The sequence below is a fragment of the Desulfomicrobium norvegicum genome (genome assembly GCF_900114595.1).
GTDB lineage: Bacteria > Desulfobacterota > Desulfovibrionia > Desulfovibrionales > Desulfomicrobiaceae > Desulfomicrobium > Desulfomicrobium macestii.
This window is the reverse complement of the sequence record NZ_FOTO01000006.1, coordinates 75,832-90,280: the sequence shown is the minus strand read 5'-3', so window position 1 is coordinate 90,280 and position 14,449 is coordinate 75,832. Positions and strand designations below refer to the sequence as shown.

Here is a 14,449-nt window from a genome sequence, read left to right as displayed (position 1 = left end):
GCGGCCCTGACAGCTCGGCTGACGCCGCCATGACTCAGCGTGGTTGAATGAAAATGGCCGCATCCGTTTGTTTGCGGCCATTTTCATGTGTGCAGAGGGTGGTAATTCAAGACAAGACTCAAGATGCGATCCCGCTTCTCGCATGTGGGTTAGGCCTATGCCGCATGCGACGATAGCAGTGCTTTCAGTATTGCTTCGACCTGGCTCGACTGTGACGGAGAGTGGTTCGGAATGTTCCACACTGTCGTTTGCCTTGCCGTGTGGAAACGGGGCGATCGATCGAGGATGTCGACTATGGCTCCGCACGATACGACGACCGAAATGGCTCGACCTTGCTCAAGATATCTGCGCAAGTGCCTTTCGTGGCGCTGCATGAACCCGTCATTGTGCGCGTTTAGGTGGACGTTCATCCCGTGCGAGTTTTGAACCTGAAGAATTGCGTCCTCAGGCAGGAGGTCTTCGATGTCAAGCGCGACGATGCCGGAACTGCAGTTGCGCTCGATCTGTGCAATCGCCTGCGACAGGACCTTCTCGACGTTTGCCTCGGAATACAACTTCTTGCAAGCAACACCTGCACTTGAGCCCGCCAAGGCGAGCATTAAGTCGGGCTCGGCGAAGGTTGTTTCGATGCCGCAGTCGGATAGAATTCGATGTAGCTCAAGTTCCCAGAGCGTGTCCTTGGCTTTAGATCGCTTTCTGGAGAGCAGACTGATGCCGCCATCAAGGGTCTCAACAAGCTTTTCGTGAGCCTGAGGCTTGCCAGCGAGCGGAAGAACGGCTTCGGCGATGCGCTGAATCTGTAGCGCCGATAAGAGTTGACTGAACGTGCGCTCATCTTGGGAGGCGGATGCCAGGATCTTCGCCTTTTCAATGAGCGCGAGGAGCGTGGGGCTCCTACTTAGAGCGAGTCCATGCTCCGCATAAAGACCGCGGAGCCGGGCTGCGCTGCAGGCAACGATCTCGAAGCTGTTCGTCCTCTCGGCAGAGAACACCGATGTGCGTCCAGCCGGCTTGAGCGATCCGTCAGCGGAGAGTTCGAGGATCGGGCGTTGGACGGCGGTGTGTCTCATAGGCCTAACGCTCCGCTAAACAACGTCGCTTTTGGGCGTCGGTTTTGAGCGGCTTATTAGGATCCATAGCCGCTTGAACCATGATTGCTTCTGCGGATGCACTTTGAACATCATTAACCAGTCTTCGTAGTCTTTCACATCCGGCATCAAATTTTCTGCTTTCTCGGTCTTGAAATCAGGGGATGCGGTCTTTTCCAGATGCTTACCAAACCTCTTTTTATAATAAGTCCGGATGTTGTCTCCATGTGCTACTAAATCAGAACATAACAAGGAGCTAAAGAATATAACGTCGTCTGTATATTTGGATATTATCTGGATGATATCGTCATATTCCTGATGAATGCTTCCATCTTGAAGCCGAACTCCGAAATATATCTTGAGCTTAATTTCTTCTGACACTCCATTAAAATCTGTTTTGAATCTTTTAATTATCGTATTTCTTTGCTCAAAGCTGTGTTTGAGAGAGTCGAGTGAGTTTTGAATGGTAGAAACTAAGGCTAGCGGTCGTCCTCTTACATTGATTTGCTCTTGAACTCTGCGCGACACATCGTCAAATGGGACGAATGGCATACGTAAAGTTTTGAGATCCATTTCGAATAAAATTATACCATTTGCAGGAGGATTCTTTAGCGCAGCTTCAAACTTTTCTTTTTGATAAATATAGTTATCATATAATGACTTTACGTGCTGCCCTTTTAATGCAAGTAAAGAATTACAGGTCAAGAATGCTGAAGATATGGCGACATTGGTTGATCGCATCTGCGCTTCAAGTAGCTCTCTTCTTTTTGCGTTTGAAGCGATCTTATGAGCTACATACGCACCAGCGAAAGCACCAGCTAAGGCGCCAATGACCGAAGACATGAATTGTGAATTGAGCAGTTTATAGGCGTTTTCAATCTTGAATTCGTATATATACTGGAAGATCGTTTCAATCATGATTCGGCCTTCGATTATTGTGTTCCTAACGCTTGCCATCACCGGCGGGAATGGAGCGAAAAGGAATCAAGTCTCGCTTTGGTTTTTCTTGGCAATGCTTGCGAAATTGTCCGCCTTGCTATTTAACTTCACATCTTCCAGCGGTAGGCACAGGGAAGCCTAGTCAGCGTAAATCTCACCTTGCTCCGACCCCACCATTTCTTTTCCCACTCCCGCTACAAGAAAAGTTGCGGCAACGGCAAGTTCTTCTTTTGTCATACGTAGTTAAGTGTATGCCTGATTTGGATTACGTAGGTACGGGCTTGTCGACTAACTTCGGGCGTTTTGTCTGCGTGACGTGCAGCGGAAGTGTGGGGAGATTGGTCAGGATGAGGTTGTGCGGGTCGCGATCAAGGCCTTGGCGCAGCCGCTGGCCATGATTGTGGCGCAGCCTGTCAGTTGCAGGCCGGACAGGTTTTCTCCGAACAGGGACCAGCCGAAGAAGACCACGGCCAGGGGTTCGAAATAGGCGAGGGTGCCGAAGGTTGCGGCGGGCAGGCGGCTCAGGGCCGCCACGGCGAAGGTGATGGCCAGAAAGCCCGGGATCAGGCCTGTGGTCAGGAGCCAGAGTCCGTTCACGGGGGTGATTTCGGGCCGGGAGTGCAGGAAGAAGGGCAGCATGACCAGGGCCCCGATCAGGAGTTGATAAAAGGCGCGGGTCATGACCGGGACGTGGGGCCGGATGCGGCGGTTCATGAGGATGAAACTCGCGTAGCAGAGCATGGCCAGCGCTGCCAGGCCCAGGCCCGCCGCATGGTTCGAGCCGTCCGCGAAATCGAGCCTGAATTCCATCATGGCCGCGAAGCCGAGCATGGCCAGGCCGATGAGAATCCAGCCCGCGAGATTGAGCCGCTCCCTCATGAAACAATGCGCGAAGATCGAAGCCGCTACCGGGGCCAGATAGACGAGCATGATGGCGTTGGCCATGGAGGTCAGGTTCATGGCCTGTACGTAGAAAATGATGAAACCGGCCAAAAGCGCGCCGTTGACGATCACGGGCCAGGTCGGCCAGCGCCTGAGCGTCCCGGCCTGACGGGTGGCCAGGAGAAAAATGGCCAGGAATCCGGCTCCAAGCAGGAGGCGAAAAAAGGTGATGGTTTCGGCGGGCAGGCCGGTGATTCTGGAGAAGACGCCGATGGTGCCCATGAACAGGGCCGAGAGGATGGCCAGGGTGATGCCGGTGGTGTCCAAAGGGAAATTTCTCCGTTGCGCAAAAGGAAAGGACCGGAGCACAGGCATGAGCTCCGGTCCTTTTACTATTCGAGGATGTTGACTTTGGCCGGTCCCCGTTTGACGGGGCGGTGGTACTGGACTTCGGGCCTGCCGAAGAGCAGGGCGTAGCCGATGGAGTGATCGGCCGGGATGCGCAGCTTTTCCTTCAGCTCCGGGCAGACGGCCAGGGCCATCATGAACATGCCGTCCCACAGGGTGCCAAGCTCGTGGGCGCTGGCCAGAAGTTCGAAGGTGGCCAGGGCGATGTGCGCGTCCTGCACCGGGCAGGGCACGCCGGGAGGGGTGCTCGTCAGCAGCATGTGCGGGGCTCCCCGGAATATGGCGTCCCGGCCGTTTGTCCGCCATGCGTTGACGGCGAAGCCCAGGTACTGGGAGATGATCCCTTCCGGCAGCTTCCCGGCGTCGACCAGCGCTCCGAGGCGGTCCAGCGTTTCACGGCGCAGCCGGTCCATGAAGGCCTTGTCCCGGACCACGGTGAACACGACGCCCTGGGCGTTGACCCCCGTCGGCGCGTGGCTGGTGGTATTGATGAGTTCGTCGATCAGCGCCGGGGAGAGGTTTTCGTCCTTGTAACGCCGAATGGAGCGCCGCCATGTGACGAGGCTGGCCATCTGCTCCGGCGACGGCGGGTTCTTCTTCGGCTCCGCGTCATCGGCCGTAAGCCCCAGGATGGACACGGCCCCCGTCGGGCAGACGGAGTAGCAGTGCTGGCAGCGGTAGCAGCGGCCCTCGTCGGTGATCTCGGGGAAGTCATTCATGGCGATGATGCCGGCCGGACAGTCGGCCGCGCATTCGCCGCACTGGATGCATTTGTCCTTGTCGATCTGAAAGTCGATCATCGGTGTCCCTCTTATCAGGCCGCCCCAAAACGGCGATCTGCTGCGTCAGCGGAAAAAGCCAGACCGCTTATGTATGCGCATGACTGCGCGTCCTGGCTTTTTCCGCTTCCTTGCATCTCACCATTTTTGAACGGCCTGCGAATTTTGAATTTTCAACAGTCAGCTATTCGCTCACGGTTTCAAGAGCCGGGAAACTGTCCAGATGCGGCTTTATCGCTCCGCCCAGCCAGGCGATGGTCTGCCCCAGATTCTTCATGTTGCCAAGCCCTTCGGCGTCACCCTCGACCTCGCCCTTGTCCCGGCCGTAGCCCATGTTCCAATAGACCGAGCCGGGAATGAGCATCTGGTTCATGAGGAACATGTGGTTGATGGTGTCATAGACGTGGGTCGCCCCGCCGCGCCGCACGGCCACCACGGCCGCCCCGATCTTGCCCTTGAAGGCGCGGCCATTGGCCAGGGCGACGAGCCCCGCGCGGTCCAGAAGTGCCTTCATCTCGGCCGAGACGTCGGTGAAATAGGTGGGGGAGCCGAAGATCAGGGCGTCGGCGCGCAGGAGTTTCTCCATGATCTCGTTGAAGACATCCTTTTTCATGGCGCACTGTCCGTCCTGACGCGCAAAACATTTGTAACAGGCCTGACAGCCCCGGATGTTTTGGCCTCCGACCTGGACCAGCTCGGTTTCCCACCCGGCGGCCGTGAGGGGTTCCAGGACCCTGTTCAAGAGGATTTCCGTGTTGCCGCCCTTGCGCGGACTGCCGTTGACTGCGATTGCGTACATATTTTTTCTCCTTTGTTGGGATTGACTGCGTGTTCCGGACACGGATAGAGCACATGTCGGCAATTAAGAAAAGTACTGTCTATAATGTTCGGTACACACATGGAGTATAGTAATGGATGAAACCGAAGTTCGGCCCTGCAAGGTCAAGGAAATCTCCGGCAAGCGCTACCGCTGCTATTTTGAGCTTACCTTGGCGGTAATCGGAGGAAAATGGAAGCCCATCATACTTTATCATCTGTCGCTGACCGACGCAGTGCGCTTCGGGGTCCTCAGGCGGGGCATGCCCGATGTGACCGAGCGCATGCTGACCCGGCAACTGCGCGAACTGGAGTCCGACGGGCTGGTGCACCGTGAGGTCTTCCGGGAGGTGCCGCCCCGCGTCGAGTATTCCCTGACGGAAATGGGCCGAAGCCTCATCCCGCTGCTCCTGCAGATGCGGGCCTGGGGCGTGGATTATGAGAAGTTTCTGGGTGCGGACGTGATTTTTCAGGAGGAAGGGTACGAACGGCCGGATATGGCGGCAGGGGAGTGCGCACAGGCAGTTTGCACGGGCAGTGCTTGAGGGGCGGAGCGCTCAGGACAAGCTGGTGTCGTGCTGTGCTATTTGATGAGCCTGTCGAGCAGAATGTCTTCGACATTACGCCTCGAATCGATGACTGACAAAATAAAAACCGTTGTGTCCGAGACCCTGTAGACGATTCTCCACGGGGCGACGATGAGTTCGCGGTACGTCTGTATGCCCTGTTCTTTCAATTCCGGAACGATCCTGCCTTGATCCGGCATGGCTTCAAGTTCCGCTGCCCGCTGTCTGATCTTGTGAAGAATGTGCAGCGCATCGTCTGGGCTGCCCTGGGCGATATGGTCGATGATCTGCTTGAGATCGTTGCGGGCAACGGCGGCCCAGACGACGTGATGCGTCTTGTTCATTTCATGGCTGCCTTCAAGTCGTCTTCAAGCGTGTCGAAAACATCGTCGTGCCCCACCACGCGTCCTTCCCTGACGTCGGTTTCACCGGCTGAGATGAGTTTGAGCAGGCCGATGGCGTTGCGCATGTTCTCGTAACTCTTCGGGTCCTGCAATACGGCTCGCGGTTCGCCATTTTGGGTTATGATCACGGGCCGATGCGTCTCATTGATCTGATTGAGAAGCTCGGCCGCCCGAGACTTCAGATAGGTCACGGGCTTGATGTCGCTGGTGATGTTCATGCTGGTTTCCTCCGGTCTGTAAAGAGTGCCATATTCGGACCGGAAGTCAAGACGTGGCGCCTTCGTATTTCGGATGCTCCAGAAGTTTTGGGCTCTCGCTAGCGCGGAACCATGAGGAAGGTCACGACCACGCCCGCCGGAATGAGCAGCAGGCCGGGCACGAGGATGCGCGGCAGGAGCTTGCCCGGATCCTGATGGAAGTAGTTGCAGGTCATCAGGTAGCAGATGTGCATGGGCGAGGACATGATGCCCGCGTATCCGGCGTACATCCCGAGGCTCAGGATCACCGGGATGAGATGGGGCTGGCCTGAGGAATGGGCCAGTCCGAAGAGCAGCGGGAAGGTCGCGCCCACGAAGGCGATGGTCAGACCGGCCACAAAGCCCACCAGAAAGGGCAGGACGATGGCCATGACGTAGATCGCGCCGCCTCCGCCGAGGGTCTGCGCCAGGACATCGACGACGTGGCCCTGGTGCAGGATTTCCTTGAAGATGAAGATGGCGCCGACCACGGCCAGAAGAGCCAGGGTGTTGTCCTTGCCCGCCTCCCGCAGCACCGCCGTCCATTTGGCCTGGGCCATGAACAGGCTGACCCCGGAGGCCAGGATCAGGGCCGCGATGACCCCGTATTCCATGGGTCTGCCCGGCCAGAGCACGGCGCAAAGCCATTCGCCGCCGATGGATCCGACTATGGCCGTGAAGAGCGGCAGGCCCCCGAGCCAGTCCCGGCCATTGCGGGACTTGGCCGCGATGGCCGGCAGCCGGGGCGCGTTCTTCAGGGCCGGGCGCAGGATCAGGAGCCAGCCCAAACCGATGGCCACCAGAGGGCCTGCCCACAACAGCGCGACGATCCCTGTCACCGGGATGTGCGCCAGGGAGGAGGCCAGGATCAGGCCCGGATACAGGGGCCATGCCAGCTCCCAGATGTGCCGGAACCAGTAGTTGATGAGGGCCTGGTCCTTTTGGGGAATGGCCAGCTCCGAGGCCGCCTTTTCGACCATGGGCGCGGAAAAGATGGCCCCGCCGGGCATAGGCAAGAGGCCGATCAGCGCCGGAAAAAAAACCAGCAGCAGCGAGCGGGAGCGGATTTGGGCGCGGATGGCGCGCATGAACCGCTCCGATTGGCCGGAAGCCGAATACAGGGCGCTGAAGGCCAGGATGACGGCGATGATGGCGCAGAGCACAAAGGTCTCTTCGGTCAGCAGCGCATCAGGAATGGCGCCAAGCCAGGCCAGGGGCGTGAGGCCGAACAGCAGGGCCAGCACGAAGCTGCCCGCCAGGATGGAGAGGCCAAGGCCCAGCTTGAGGCGGATTCCCGTCAGCATGACGGCGAAGACGAAGACGATGGATAGAATTGCGCTCATTGGGTCCTAGCTGACTGTAAAAAAATCAAGAATTCTAAGGCTTTTCAAAAATGGTGAGATGCAAGGAAGCGAAAAAAACAGGACGCTCAGTCATGCGCATACATAAGCGGTCTGGTTTTTTTCGCTGACGAAGCAGATCGCCGTTTTTAAGCAGCCTGCTAACCGCAGCACTTCTTGAATTTCTTGCCGCTGCCGCAAGGGCAGGGGTCGTTACGGCCGACCTTGGGGCTTTCATGGCGGACCGTCTCGGTCTCATATTCGCCTTCGAGGTAGTGCCAGCGCCCATCGCGGCGCACAAAGCGGCTGCGCTCGGTCAGGCTCTGTGTGCCGCCCTTGTGCCGAAAACTCACCCGGAAAAGGACCATGCCCGTGTCCCCGTCCGTGTCGGTTTCCAGGATTTCCAGATTCAGCCAGTCCGTTTCCTTGTTCCAGCGCCTCACGTCGTCGGCATTGAACTCCGAGCGGTGCTCCTCGACCAAGGAGCCCTGAAGATAATCCATCTCGTCCCGGCAAAAGGCGGTGTAGCGCGAGCGCATCAAGGCTTCGGGGCTGGACGCCGGGACTTCGCCGGCAATGATCGGACCGCAGCATTCTTCGAATTCACGTCCCGAGTGGCAGGGGCATTCCATGATTATCTCCTAGCAGGCCGTTGAAAAACGGCGATCTGCTGCGTCAGCGAAAAAAGCCAGACCGCTTATGTATGCGCTATACACTGCGCGCCCTGGCTTTTTTCGCTTCATTGCATCTCACCATTTTTGAACGGCCTGCGAATTTCGAGTTTTTCAACAGGCAGCTAGTGCGTGCAGCCTTCGTGATTGCAGAGAATGTTCTTGTCCTCAATGTCTCCGTCGGTCCAGCTTTTGAGCACATCGAGGATTTCGCCTTCGCAGCCGCGGATCACCTTTATGCCATGTTCGGCCATCTTGTTGATGGCGCCCTGGCCGATGTTGCCCACAAGCATGACGGATACGCCCTTGGCCTGCATGGTCACGCCCACGGTGGACTTGCATCCGCAGCCCGAAGGCGGAAGAAAGGACTCATTTTCGACGATTTGGCCGGAATCGTCCAGAGTGAGGATGGTGAAGGTGCGGGCATGGCCGAAATGCTCATCAACGCGCGTTCCGATAGTGGGTATGGCGACTTTCATGGGAAAACTCCTTGTTTTTCAGGTCCAGTTGCCCCTATGATCGAATCATGTCCGCGTCAACAAAGGACCCGGCACACTCTTACGCGAAGGAGATGAATCATGAGCACTGGCAAGCCGAAACACTACCAGAAATTGCAGGAAATGTATCCGGATCTCATTGCCTCGGCCGAAGCCTTGGGCAAGGCAGCGCAGGGGGCCGGACCTTTGAGCGAAAAGGAAATGCACCTTGTGCAGCTCGGCGCTTCGGCGGCCCTGCGCTCGGAAGGCGCGGTGCGCAGCCATGGCCGTCGGGCGCTTCAGGCCGGAGCCACACCCGAGGAAATCAGGCATGCCGTCATTCTCTTGACCAGCACCATCGGATTTCCTACGGTCGCGGCGGCTCTGGATTGGCTTGAAAAGGTTCTGGATTAGGGATTTTCAATCACAATGCGGTATGATGGAACGGCCCGCGAGGGCCGTTCTTTTTATGGAGGGTGTATGCAGAAACTTGATTTCATCGCCACGGAAAAGGCTCCGGCCGCCGTCGGCCCTTATTCCCAGGCCGTGCGCGCCGGGGGCTTTTTGTACGTCAGCGGACAGCTTGGGCTGGTTCCGGCCACCGGCCAGTTTGCCGGTGCGGACTTCGAGGCCCAGGCCCGGCAGGCCCTGGCCAACATGGGCGCCATCCTGGCCGAGGCCGGATGCGCCGTGACGGATATCGTCAGTGTGGACGTGTTCGTGACCGATCTTGCCAATTTCAAACTCTTCAACGGCATCTACGACGGATTCATGGCCGGACACCGGCCTGCCCGCGCCGCCGTGCAGGTCTCGGGTCTGCCGCTGGGCGGAGTTGTTGAAGTAAAGTGCGTGGCCCTTGCCCGCCAATAAGGAATTTTCATGACCAACAAGCGAACCCGCCGTTTCGGTGTTTTTCCCTCGGCCAATGAAGACGCCCAGGCCGCCAAGCGTCATGTCGACACTCCCCAGTGCCAGTCCGCGTCCTATCGCCTGGCCTTTCAGGATCAGGATTTTCTGCTGCGCGAAGAGCTTCGGCCCGTGCGCCTGCAGCTGGAGCTCTTGAAGCCCGAGCTGACCCTGCAGGAGCAGCAGATCGAATCCACCGTCGTCATTTATGGCAGCGCCCGTACCATGGATGCGGAGACGGCCGCCGTCCGTCTGGAAAAGGTGCTGGAGGGGCTCAAGAAAAACCCCGAGGACGTCCTGCTGCGCAGCGAACTGGCCAAGGCCCGCACGGCCGTGGCCAACAGCCGCTACTACGAGGAGGCGCGAAAGCTCGGGCGCCTCATTTCCGAGAACGTGGCGCAGTACAAGCACGTGGTCATCACCGGCGGCGGCTTCGGGATCATGGGCGCGGCCAACCGGGGCGCGCACGACGTCGGCGCCAAGAGCATCGGCATGAACATCGTGCTCCCCTTCGAGCAGGAGCCCAACCCCTACATCACCCCGGAACTGAGCTTTCAGTTCCACTACTTCGCCATCCGCAAGATGCACCTGCTCATGCGGGCCAAGGCCCTGGTGGCCTTTCCCGGCGGCTTCGGCACCATGGACGAACTCTTCGAGGCCCTGACCCTGATCCAGACCCGCAAGGTCAAACCCATCCCGGTGCTGCTTTTCGGCCGCCGCTTCTGGCACAAGGTCATCAACTTCGAGGCCCTGGTCGAAGAAGGCACCATCAACCCCGAAGATCTGAACCTCTTTCAGTATGTCAGTACGGCGGATGAGGCCTGGGATATCATCAAGGCCAGCAATGGCCTGACCACGGACGGCAAACCCTAGACGGTTGAAAAAGGCCCGATGGCTGCGTCGCTGCGAAAAATCCGGACCCTCACGTATTGAAGAATACGCATCGGCCCCGGCTTTTTCTTGCTTCTTGCCCTCGAACCTTTTTGAACCGTCTACCTTTGAAAAAGGCCCGATGGCTGCGTCGCTGCGAAAAATCCGGACCCTCACGTATTGAAGAATACGCATCGGCCCCGGCTTTTCCTTGCTCCTTGCCCTCGAACCTTTTTGAACCGTCTATCTTTGAAAAAGGCCCGATGGCTGCGTCGCTGCGAAAAAGCCGGACCCTCACGTATTGAAGAATACGCATCGGCCCCGGCTTTTTCTTGCTCCTTGCCCTCGAACCTTTTTGAACCGTCTATCTTCCTTTACTTCACTGCAGCATGCACGTCGGCGATGACTCTCTCCGACAGTCTGCGCATGACCCGGCTCATGGCTTCGACCACCGAGCCGGGATTTTTTTTGGCGGCGGGCTCGGACTCGCGGTAGGTGCGCTGGAAGAGAACCTGGTCCGATATTGCGCGGGCGCGCAGGTCGAGCAGGGTCACGGTCAGGCTGGCGGTGGCCAGCCAGTGGTCTTCTGCGTCCACCTCCAACCATTCCTCGATCATTCCTTCGAGTTGGTGCGTGGCGGACAGGGATGAGCCGGGTCGGCTCACGGCCAGAAAGAGGCCGCTTTGCTGCATGTCGCGGCGCAGATAGTCGGCCACCAGGGCCTGCGGTGTCGCGCGCCACTGGTGATAGGCGTATTCCTGCCGACCAAAGGACAGATCCCGATAGACGATCTTGCCGGTGTTGAACTCCGGGGCCACTCCGAAACGGTTCAGCACGATGATGGCCTTGGCCTGTGTTCCGGGAAGCGCCGGGCTTTCGTATTCCAGGGTGTAGTAGCGCACGTCCGGCGCCGTGGTCCGGGTCGCCCCGCATCCGGCCAGGGCGAGCATCAGGATGAACGGAAGAAAATAACGGATGGGCATGGGCTTCCTACTCCTCCACCTTGCGGGGGGCCTTTGGTTGTCCGAAAATGAGCTGCGCCGGCTGATCTTTGACGTTGCCGATCAGGGTGTTCAGGTTGCTGGACGTCTGTTCCAGATTCTCGGCGGTGACGGCCAGCCGCTCTTCCAGATCCTTGATGGTGGCCTGCATCTGGAACACCGTGGCGTGGCTCTGGGTCATGACCACATCGGCCTTGAGGGCCGTCGAGGCCAGGGCGTTCATGGCCGTGTCGACATGCGGCCGGTTGGCTTCGAGCATGGACTGGAATTGAACGAGGATGGTGTCCATGCGAGTCAGTTCCTCGGCCGCCTTGTTCATCAGCGAACGCGACGCGAGGATGGTTTGCTCCATGTTTTTTGCCATGGATTCAAGCCGTTTCGGATTGGCCGCCGCATTGATGCTGGCCAGCAGGGTGCGTATGTCGGCCGAGATGGCTCCGAGCTGAGCCTCGTTCATGACCGTGTTGACGGTGGTAAAGGCGGCCATGGCCTGGTCCGAGATGCCCTTGAAGTCGATGGATTGGATCTTCATGGCGATTCCGTCGATTTCCCGGAACAGTTTTTTGATGTCCGAGGGCCTCGACGCGATGACGGGATGCTCCGGGGTGAAGCCGAGCTTGGGAGACGGGCCGTCCGTGGCGGGCTGGCGCTTGTCGATCTCCACGAACATGGCTCCGGTGATGCCGACGTTGGAGATGGCCGCCACGCTGTCCTCAAAACGGTTTTCGTCGTCCGCGTGCTCGTCGTCGATGAGGATGACGACCTCGATGAGATGATAGTCGGGAGCGATGCGGATGGCCTGGACGCGGCCCACGGGCACGCCCCGGTACTTGACCGGAGAGTCCACTCCGAGGCCTTGCACGGACTCGTCGAAATAGGTCACGAAAAGTTCGCCCTGGCGCAGAAACGAGGTCATGCCCAGCCAGATGATGGCCAGTGTGGCCAGGGCAAGGCCGGCGGTCATGAACAGGCCCACGGAAAAATTGACACGAGCGGAAGCCATTATTTCTCCATTTCCGGCTGTCTGTTGAAGAACTGGCGCACGAAGGGATGCCTGCTTGCTTCTTTGAGTTCGTGCGGATTGCCATCGGCGATGATGGATTTGCTTTCCTTGTCGAGCATGACGACCCTTTTCGCAATGGTGAAGATGGAGGAAAGCTCGTGGGTGACGACGACAAAGGTCGTGCCCAGGGTGCGGTTCAGGCGCAGGATGAGCGCGTCGAGTTCGGCCGAGCTGATGGGGTCCAGACCCGCCGAGGGTTCGTCCAGGAAAAGAATTTCAGGATTGAGAGCCAGCGCCCGTGCGATGGCCGCACGTTTTTTCATGCCCCCGGAGAGCTCCTCCGGCAGATGATGCTCGAAGCCTTCAAGTCCGACCTGACGCAGCTTGAGGCGAACCAGTTCTTCCACCGCGCCTTCCTTGAGATTCGAATATTCCGTGATGGGCAGGGCCACGTTTTCACCGAGGGTCATGGAGGAAAAAAGGGCGCCGCCCTGATACATGACCCCGATGCGGGCCAGGATTTTCTTGAAACTGTCCTCGTTGTCCGGATCAAGCGACATCCCGGCAATGGTGATCGCGCCGCTCATGGGCTTGTAGAGCCCGACCAGATGCTTGAGCAGGGTGGATTTTCCGCAACCGCTGCCGCCCAGAATGACGAAAATTTCCCCGGCCTCTATGTCGAAGTCCAGGTCGCGCATGATGACCAACTCCCCGAAGCCCATGGTCAGGCCGCGCACGCTGATGACTGGTTTTCGGGTCATGGCCGCCAGTACCTCAGGATCACGGCCAGGACCGAATCGACCAGGATGACCAGAAAGATGCCCGTGACCACGGCCGAGGTAGTGGCCTGGCCAACGCTGGCTGCTCCCCCGCGCACCTGGTAGCCCTTGAAGCAGCCCACCGTGGCGATGAGCACGGCGAAAATGGCGCTCTTGAAGAGGCCCCAGTTGATGTCGAAGATGGTCAGCGTGTTCATGGTCTGGGCCATGTAGGCGTTCACCGTCAGGTCCAGCGTGGTCACGCCGATGAGTAGGCCGCCGGCGATGGCGAACAGGTTGGAGTACATGGCCAGCAGCGGCACCACCAGGAGCGAGGCGATGATCTTGGGCGCCACCAGGAACATGGCCGGCTTGAAGCCCATGGTTATGAGCGCGTCCACCTCTTCGGAAACCTTCATGGTCCCGATTTCGGCGGCGAATGCCGAGCCCGAGCGCCCCGCGACGAGGATGGCCGTCATGATGGGGCCAAGCTCGCGGACCATGGCCAATGCCACCAGAGACGCCACGTAGATGTTGGCCCCGAACTGCTGGAGCTGCACCGCGGACATGAAGGCCATGATAAGTCCCAGAAGAAAGCTGATCAGCCCTACAATGGGCAGCGCGTCCACGCCGACCCGCTGCATGTAGAGGACCACGTCGCCAAGGCGCAGCCTGCCCGGATGGCGCAGCAGGGACAGGAGCGTCACGGTGACCTCGCCCACGAAGGACACGTGGGTCATGGCCTGGCTCGCGACCTCGATGGTCTTGATGCCAAATCGCGCCATGGTGCCGGGTTTGGCTCTTTTTACGCCGCCCGATCGTGGCGGGTCGTCCAGCCGCAAGAAATCCAGAAGTTCCTGCACATGGCCCGGGGTGCCAAGCATCTCAAGCGTGCAGCCATGTTTTTCAGCCATGCGCCGCAATTGCAGAATCACCAGCGCGCCACAGTCGTCCATGCGCGTGATCCCGCTCAGATCGGCGTGGATGAGCCGTGGCAGGGGTTTGGGGATATGCGCCAGGCTCTCCATGATTCCCGGAGTCGTGCGCAGGTCGAGGATACCGCGCAGGCCCAGGGTCAGAAGTTCCGGCTTTGAGTCCACAATGAGCGTGGGCGATGGTGTCGTGTCGTGGTCGTTGTGCATGAGCTATCTCAAGCCTCTTAGCTCATGGCCGGGGGGCGCGTCTACCGTACGGCGCTCGCGCGAGCCGCCCATTGTGACGCAATTCCCGATCTTGAATTGATGACGGGTGTGTGACAAAGGGCTTCACAGGCGGGTGTTCCGGCATTATGGAAAGCCCGTCCTGA

The 14,449-nt window shown here is 58.7% G+C and carries 18 protein-coding genes; 4 read left to right on the top strand and 14 right to left on the bottom strand.

The window, feature by feature from the left end; translation table 11 throughout:
• Positions 1 to 155: 155 nt before the first annotated feature.
• The 5 genes from BMZ24_RS10620 to BMZ24_RS10600 all read right to left on the bottom strand — a co-directional run bounded on the left by BMZ24_RS10620 (position 156) and on the right by BMZ24_RS10600 (position 4,895).
• Positions 156 to 1,070, bottom strand: coding sequence for a hypothetical protein (locus BMZ24_RS10620; RefSeq protein ID WP_092192073.1), 915 nt, complete (start codon positions 1,068 to 1,070; stop codon positions 156 to 158).
• A 15-nt stretch (positions 1,071 to 1,085) separates the two neighbouring features.
• Positions 1,086 to 2,006, bottom strand: a complete 921-nt coding sequence (locus BMZ24_RS10615) for a hypothetical protein (protein ID WP_092192071.1) — start codon at positions 2,004 to 2,006, stop codon at positions 1,086 to 1,088.
• A gap of 363 nt (positions 2,007 to 2,369) precedes the next feature.
• On the bottom strand, positions 2,370 to 3,236 hold the full coding sequence (locus BMZ24_RS10610) for a DMT family transporter (protein ID WP_092192328.1): 867 nt from the start codon (positions 3,234 to 3,236) through the stop codon (positions 2,370 to 2,372).
• A 65-nt stretch (positions 3,237 to 3,301) separates the two neighbouring features.
• Complete coding sequence (locus BMZ24_RS10605; RefSeq protein ID WP_092192069.1) at positions 3,302 to 4,117, bottom strand: nitroreductase family protein; 816 nt, start codon at positions 4,115 to 4,117, stop codon at positions 3,302 to 3,304.
• Between the two features lie 163 nt (positions 4,118 to 4,280).
• Positions 4,281 to 4,895, bottom strand: coding sequence for a flavodoxin family protein (locus tag BMZ24_RS10600; protein WP_092192067.1), 615 nt, complete (start codon positions 4,893 to 4,895; stop codon positions 4,281 to 4,283).
• Between the two features lie 112 nt (positions 4,896 to 5,007).
• Here BMZ24_RS10600 and BMZ24_RS10595 point away from each other — a divergent pair, with 112 nt between their 5' ends.
• Complete coding sequence (locus BMZ24_RS10595; protein ID WP_092192065.1) at positions 5,008 to 5,457, top strand: winged helix-turn-helix transcriptional regulator; 450 nt, start codon at positions 5,008 to 5,010, stop codon at positions 5,455 to 5,457.
• Positions 5,458 to 5,495: 38 nt separating this feature from the next.
• Here BMZ24_RS10595 and BMZ24_RS10590 read toward each other — a convergent pair whose 3' ends face one another.
• From BMZ24_RS10590 to BMZ24_RS10570, 5 genes are all read right to left on the bottom strand, one after another.
• A complete protein-coding gene (locus BMZ24_RS10590) occupies positions 5,496 to 5,822 on the bottom strand; it encodes a type II toxin-antitoxin system RelE/ParE family toxin (RefSeq protein ID WP_092192063.1) in 327 nt (108 codons plus the stop codon).
• Positions 5,819 to 6,100 (bottom strand): type II toxin-antitoxin system Phd/YefM family antitoxin, encoded by a 282-nt coding sequence (locus BMZ24_RS10585; protein ID WP_012805666.1) that lies wholly within the window; start codon positions 6,098 to 6,100, stop codon positions 5,819 to 5,821. The genes BMZ24_RS10590 and BMZ24_RS10585 overlap by 4 nt, the downstream gene beginning before the upstream one ends.
• A gap of 98 nt (positions 6,101 to 6,198) precedes the next feature.
• On the bottom strand, positions 6,199 to 7,461 hold the full coding sequence (locus BMZ24_RS10580; protein ID WP_092192061.1) for a DUF401 family protein: 1,263 nt from the start codon (positions 7,459 to 7,461) through the stop codon (positions 6,199 to 6,201).
• Positions 7,462 to 7,619: 158 nt separating this feature from the next.
• On the bottom strand, positions 7,620 to 8,090 hold the full coding sequence (locus BMZ24_RS10575) for a YchJ family protein (RefSeq protein WP_092192059.1): 471 nt from the start codon (positions 8,088 to 8,090) through the stop codon (positions 7,620 to 7,622).
• A gap of 164 nt (positions 8,091 to 8,254) precedes the next feature.
• Positions 8,255 to 8,608, bottom strand: a complete 354-nt coding sequence (locus tag BMZ24_RS10570; protein ID WP_092192057.1) for a NifB/NifX family molybdenum-iron cluster-binding protein — start codon at positions 8,606 to 8,608, stop codon at positions 8,255 to 8,257.
• Between the two features lie 99 nt (positions 8,609 to 8,707).
• Between BMZ24_RS10570 and BMZ24_RS10565 the strand changes: the two genes are divergently transcribed.
• The 3 genes from BMZ24_RS10565 to BMZ24_RS10555 all read left to right on the top strand — a co-directional run bounded on the left by BMZ24_RS10565 (position 8,708) and on the right by BMZ24_RS10555 (position 10,384).
• A complete protein-coding gene (locus tag BMZ24_RS10565; protein ID WP_092192055.1) occupies positions 8,708 to 9,019 on the top strand; it encodes a carboxymuconolactone decarboxylase family protein in 312 nt (103 codons plus the stop codon).
• A gap of 66 nt (positions 9,020 to 9,085) precedes the next feature.
• On the top strand, positions 9,086 to 9,475 hold the full coding sequence (locus tag BMZ24_RS10560; protein ID WP_092192053.1) for a Rid family detoxifying hydrolase: 390 nt from the start codon (positions 9,086 to 9,088) through the stop codon (positions 9,473 to 9,475).
• A gap of 9 nt (positions 9,476 to 9,484) precedes the next feature.
• Positions 9,485 to 10,384, top strand: coding sequence for an LOG family protein (locus BMZ24_RS10555; protein ID WP_092192051.1), 900 nt, complete (start codon positions 9,485 to 9,487; stop codon positions 10,382 to 10,384).
• Between the two features lie 371 nt (positions 10,385 to 10,755).
• On the opposite strand, the gene BMZ24_RS10550 is transcribed toward BMZ24_RS10555, so the two are convergent.
• Genes BMZ24_RS10550 through BMZ24_RS10535 form a run of 4 tightly spaced genes read right to left on the bottom strand, consistent with a single transcriptional unit; the run spans position 10,756 to position 14,285 of the window.
• A complete protein-coding gene (locus BMZ24_RS10550; protein ID WP_092192049.1) occupies positions 10,756 to 11,364 on the bottom strand; it encodes an ABC-type transport auxiliary lipoprotein family protein in 609 nt (202 codons plus the stop codon).
• 7 nt (positions 11,365 to 11,371) lie between these two features.
• Positions 11,372 to 12,385 (bottom strand): MlaD family protein, encoded by a 1,014-nt coding sequence (locus BMZ24_RS10545; RefSeq protein WP_092192047.1) that lies wholly within the window; start codon positions 12,383 to 12,385, stop codon positions 11,372 to 11,374.
• Positions 12,385 to 13,146, bottom strand: coding sequence for an ABC transporter ATP-binding protein (locus tag BMZ24_RS10540; RefSeq protein WP_092192045.1), 762 nt, complete (start codon positions 13,144 to 13,146; stop codon positions 12,385 to 12,387). Before BMZ24_RS10540 ends, BMZ24_RS10545 begins: the two co-directional genes overlap by 1 nt.
• The gene (locus BMZ24_RS10535) at positions 13,143 to 14,285 is read right to left on the bottom strand and encodes an ABC transporter permease (RefSeq protein WP_092192043.1); all 1,143 of its coding nucleotides are present in this window, start codon (positions 14,283 to 14,285) and stop codon (positions 13,143 to 13,145) included. Before BMZ24_RS10535 ends, BMZ24_RS10540 begins: the two co-directional genes overlap by 4 nt.
• Positions 14,286 to 14,449: the final 164 nt, after the last annotated feature.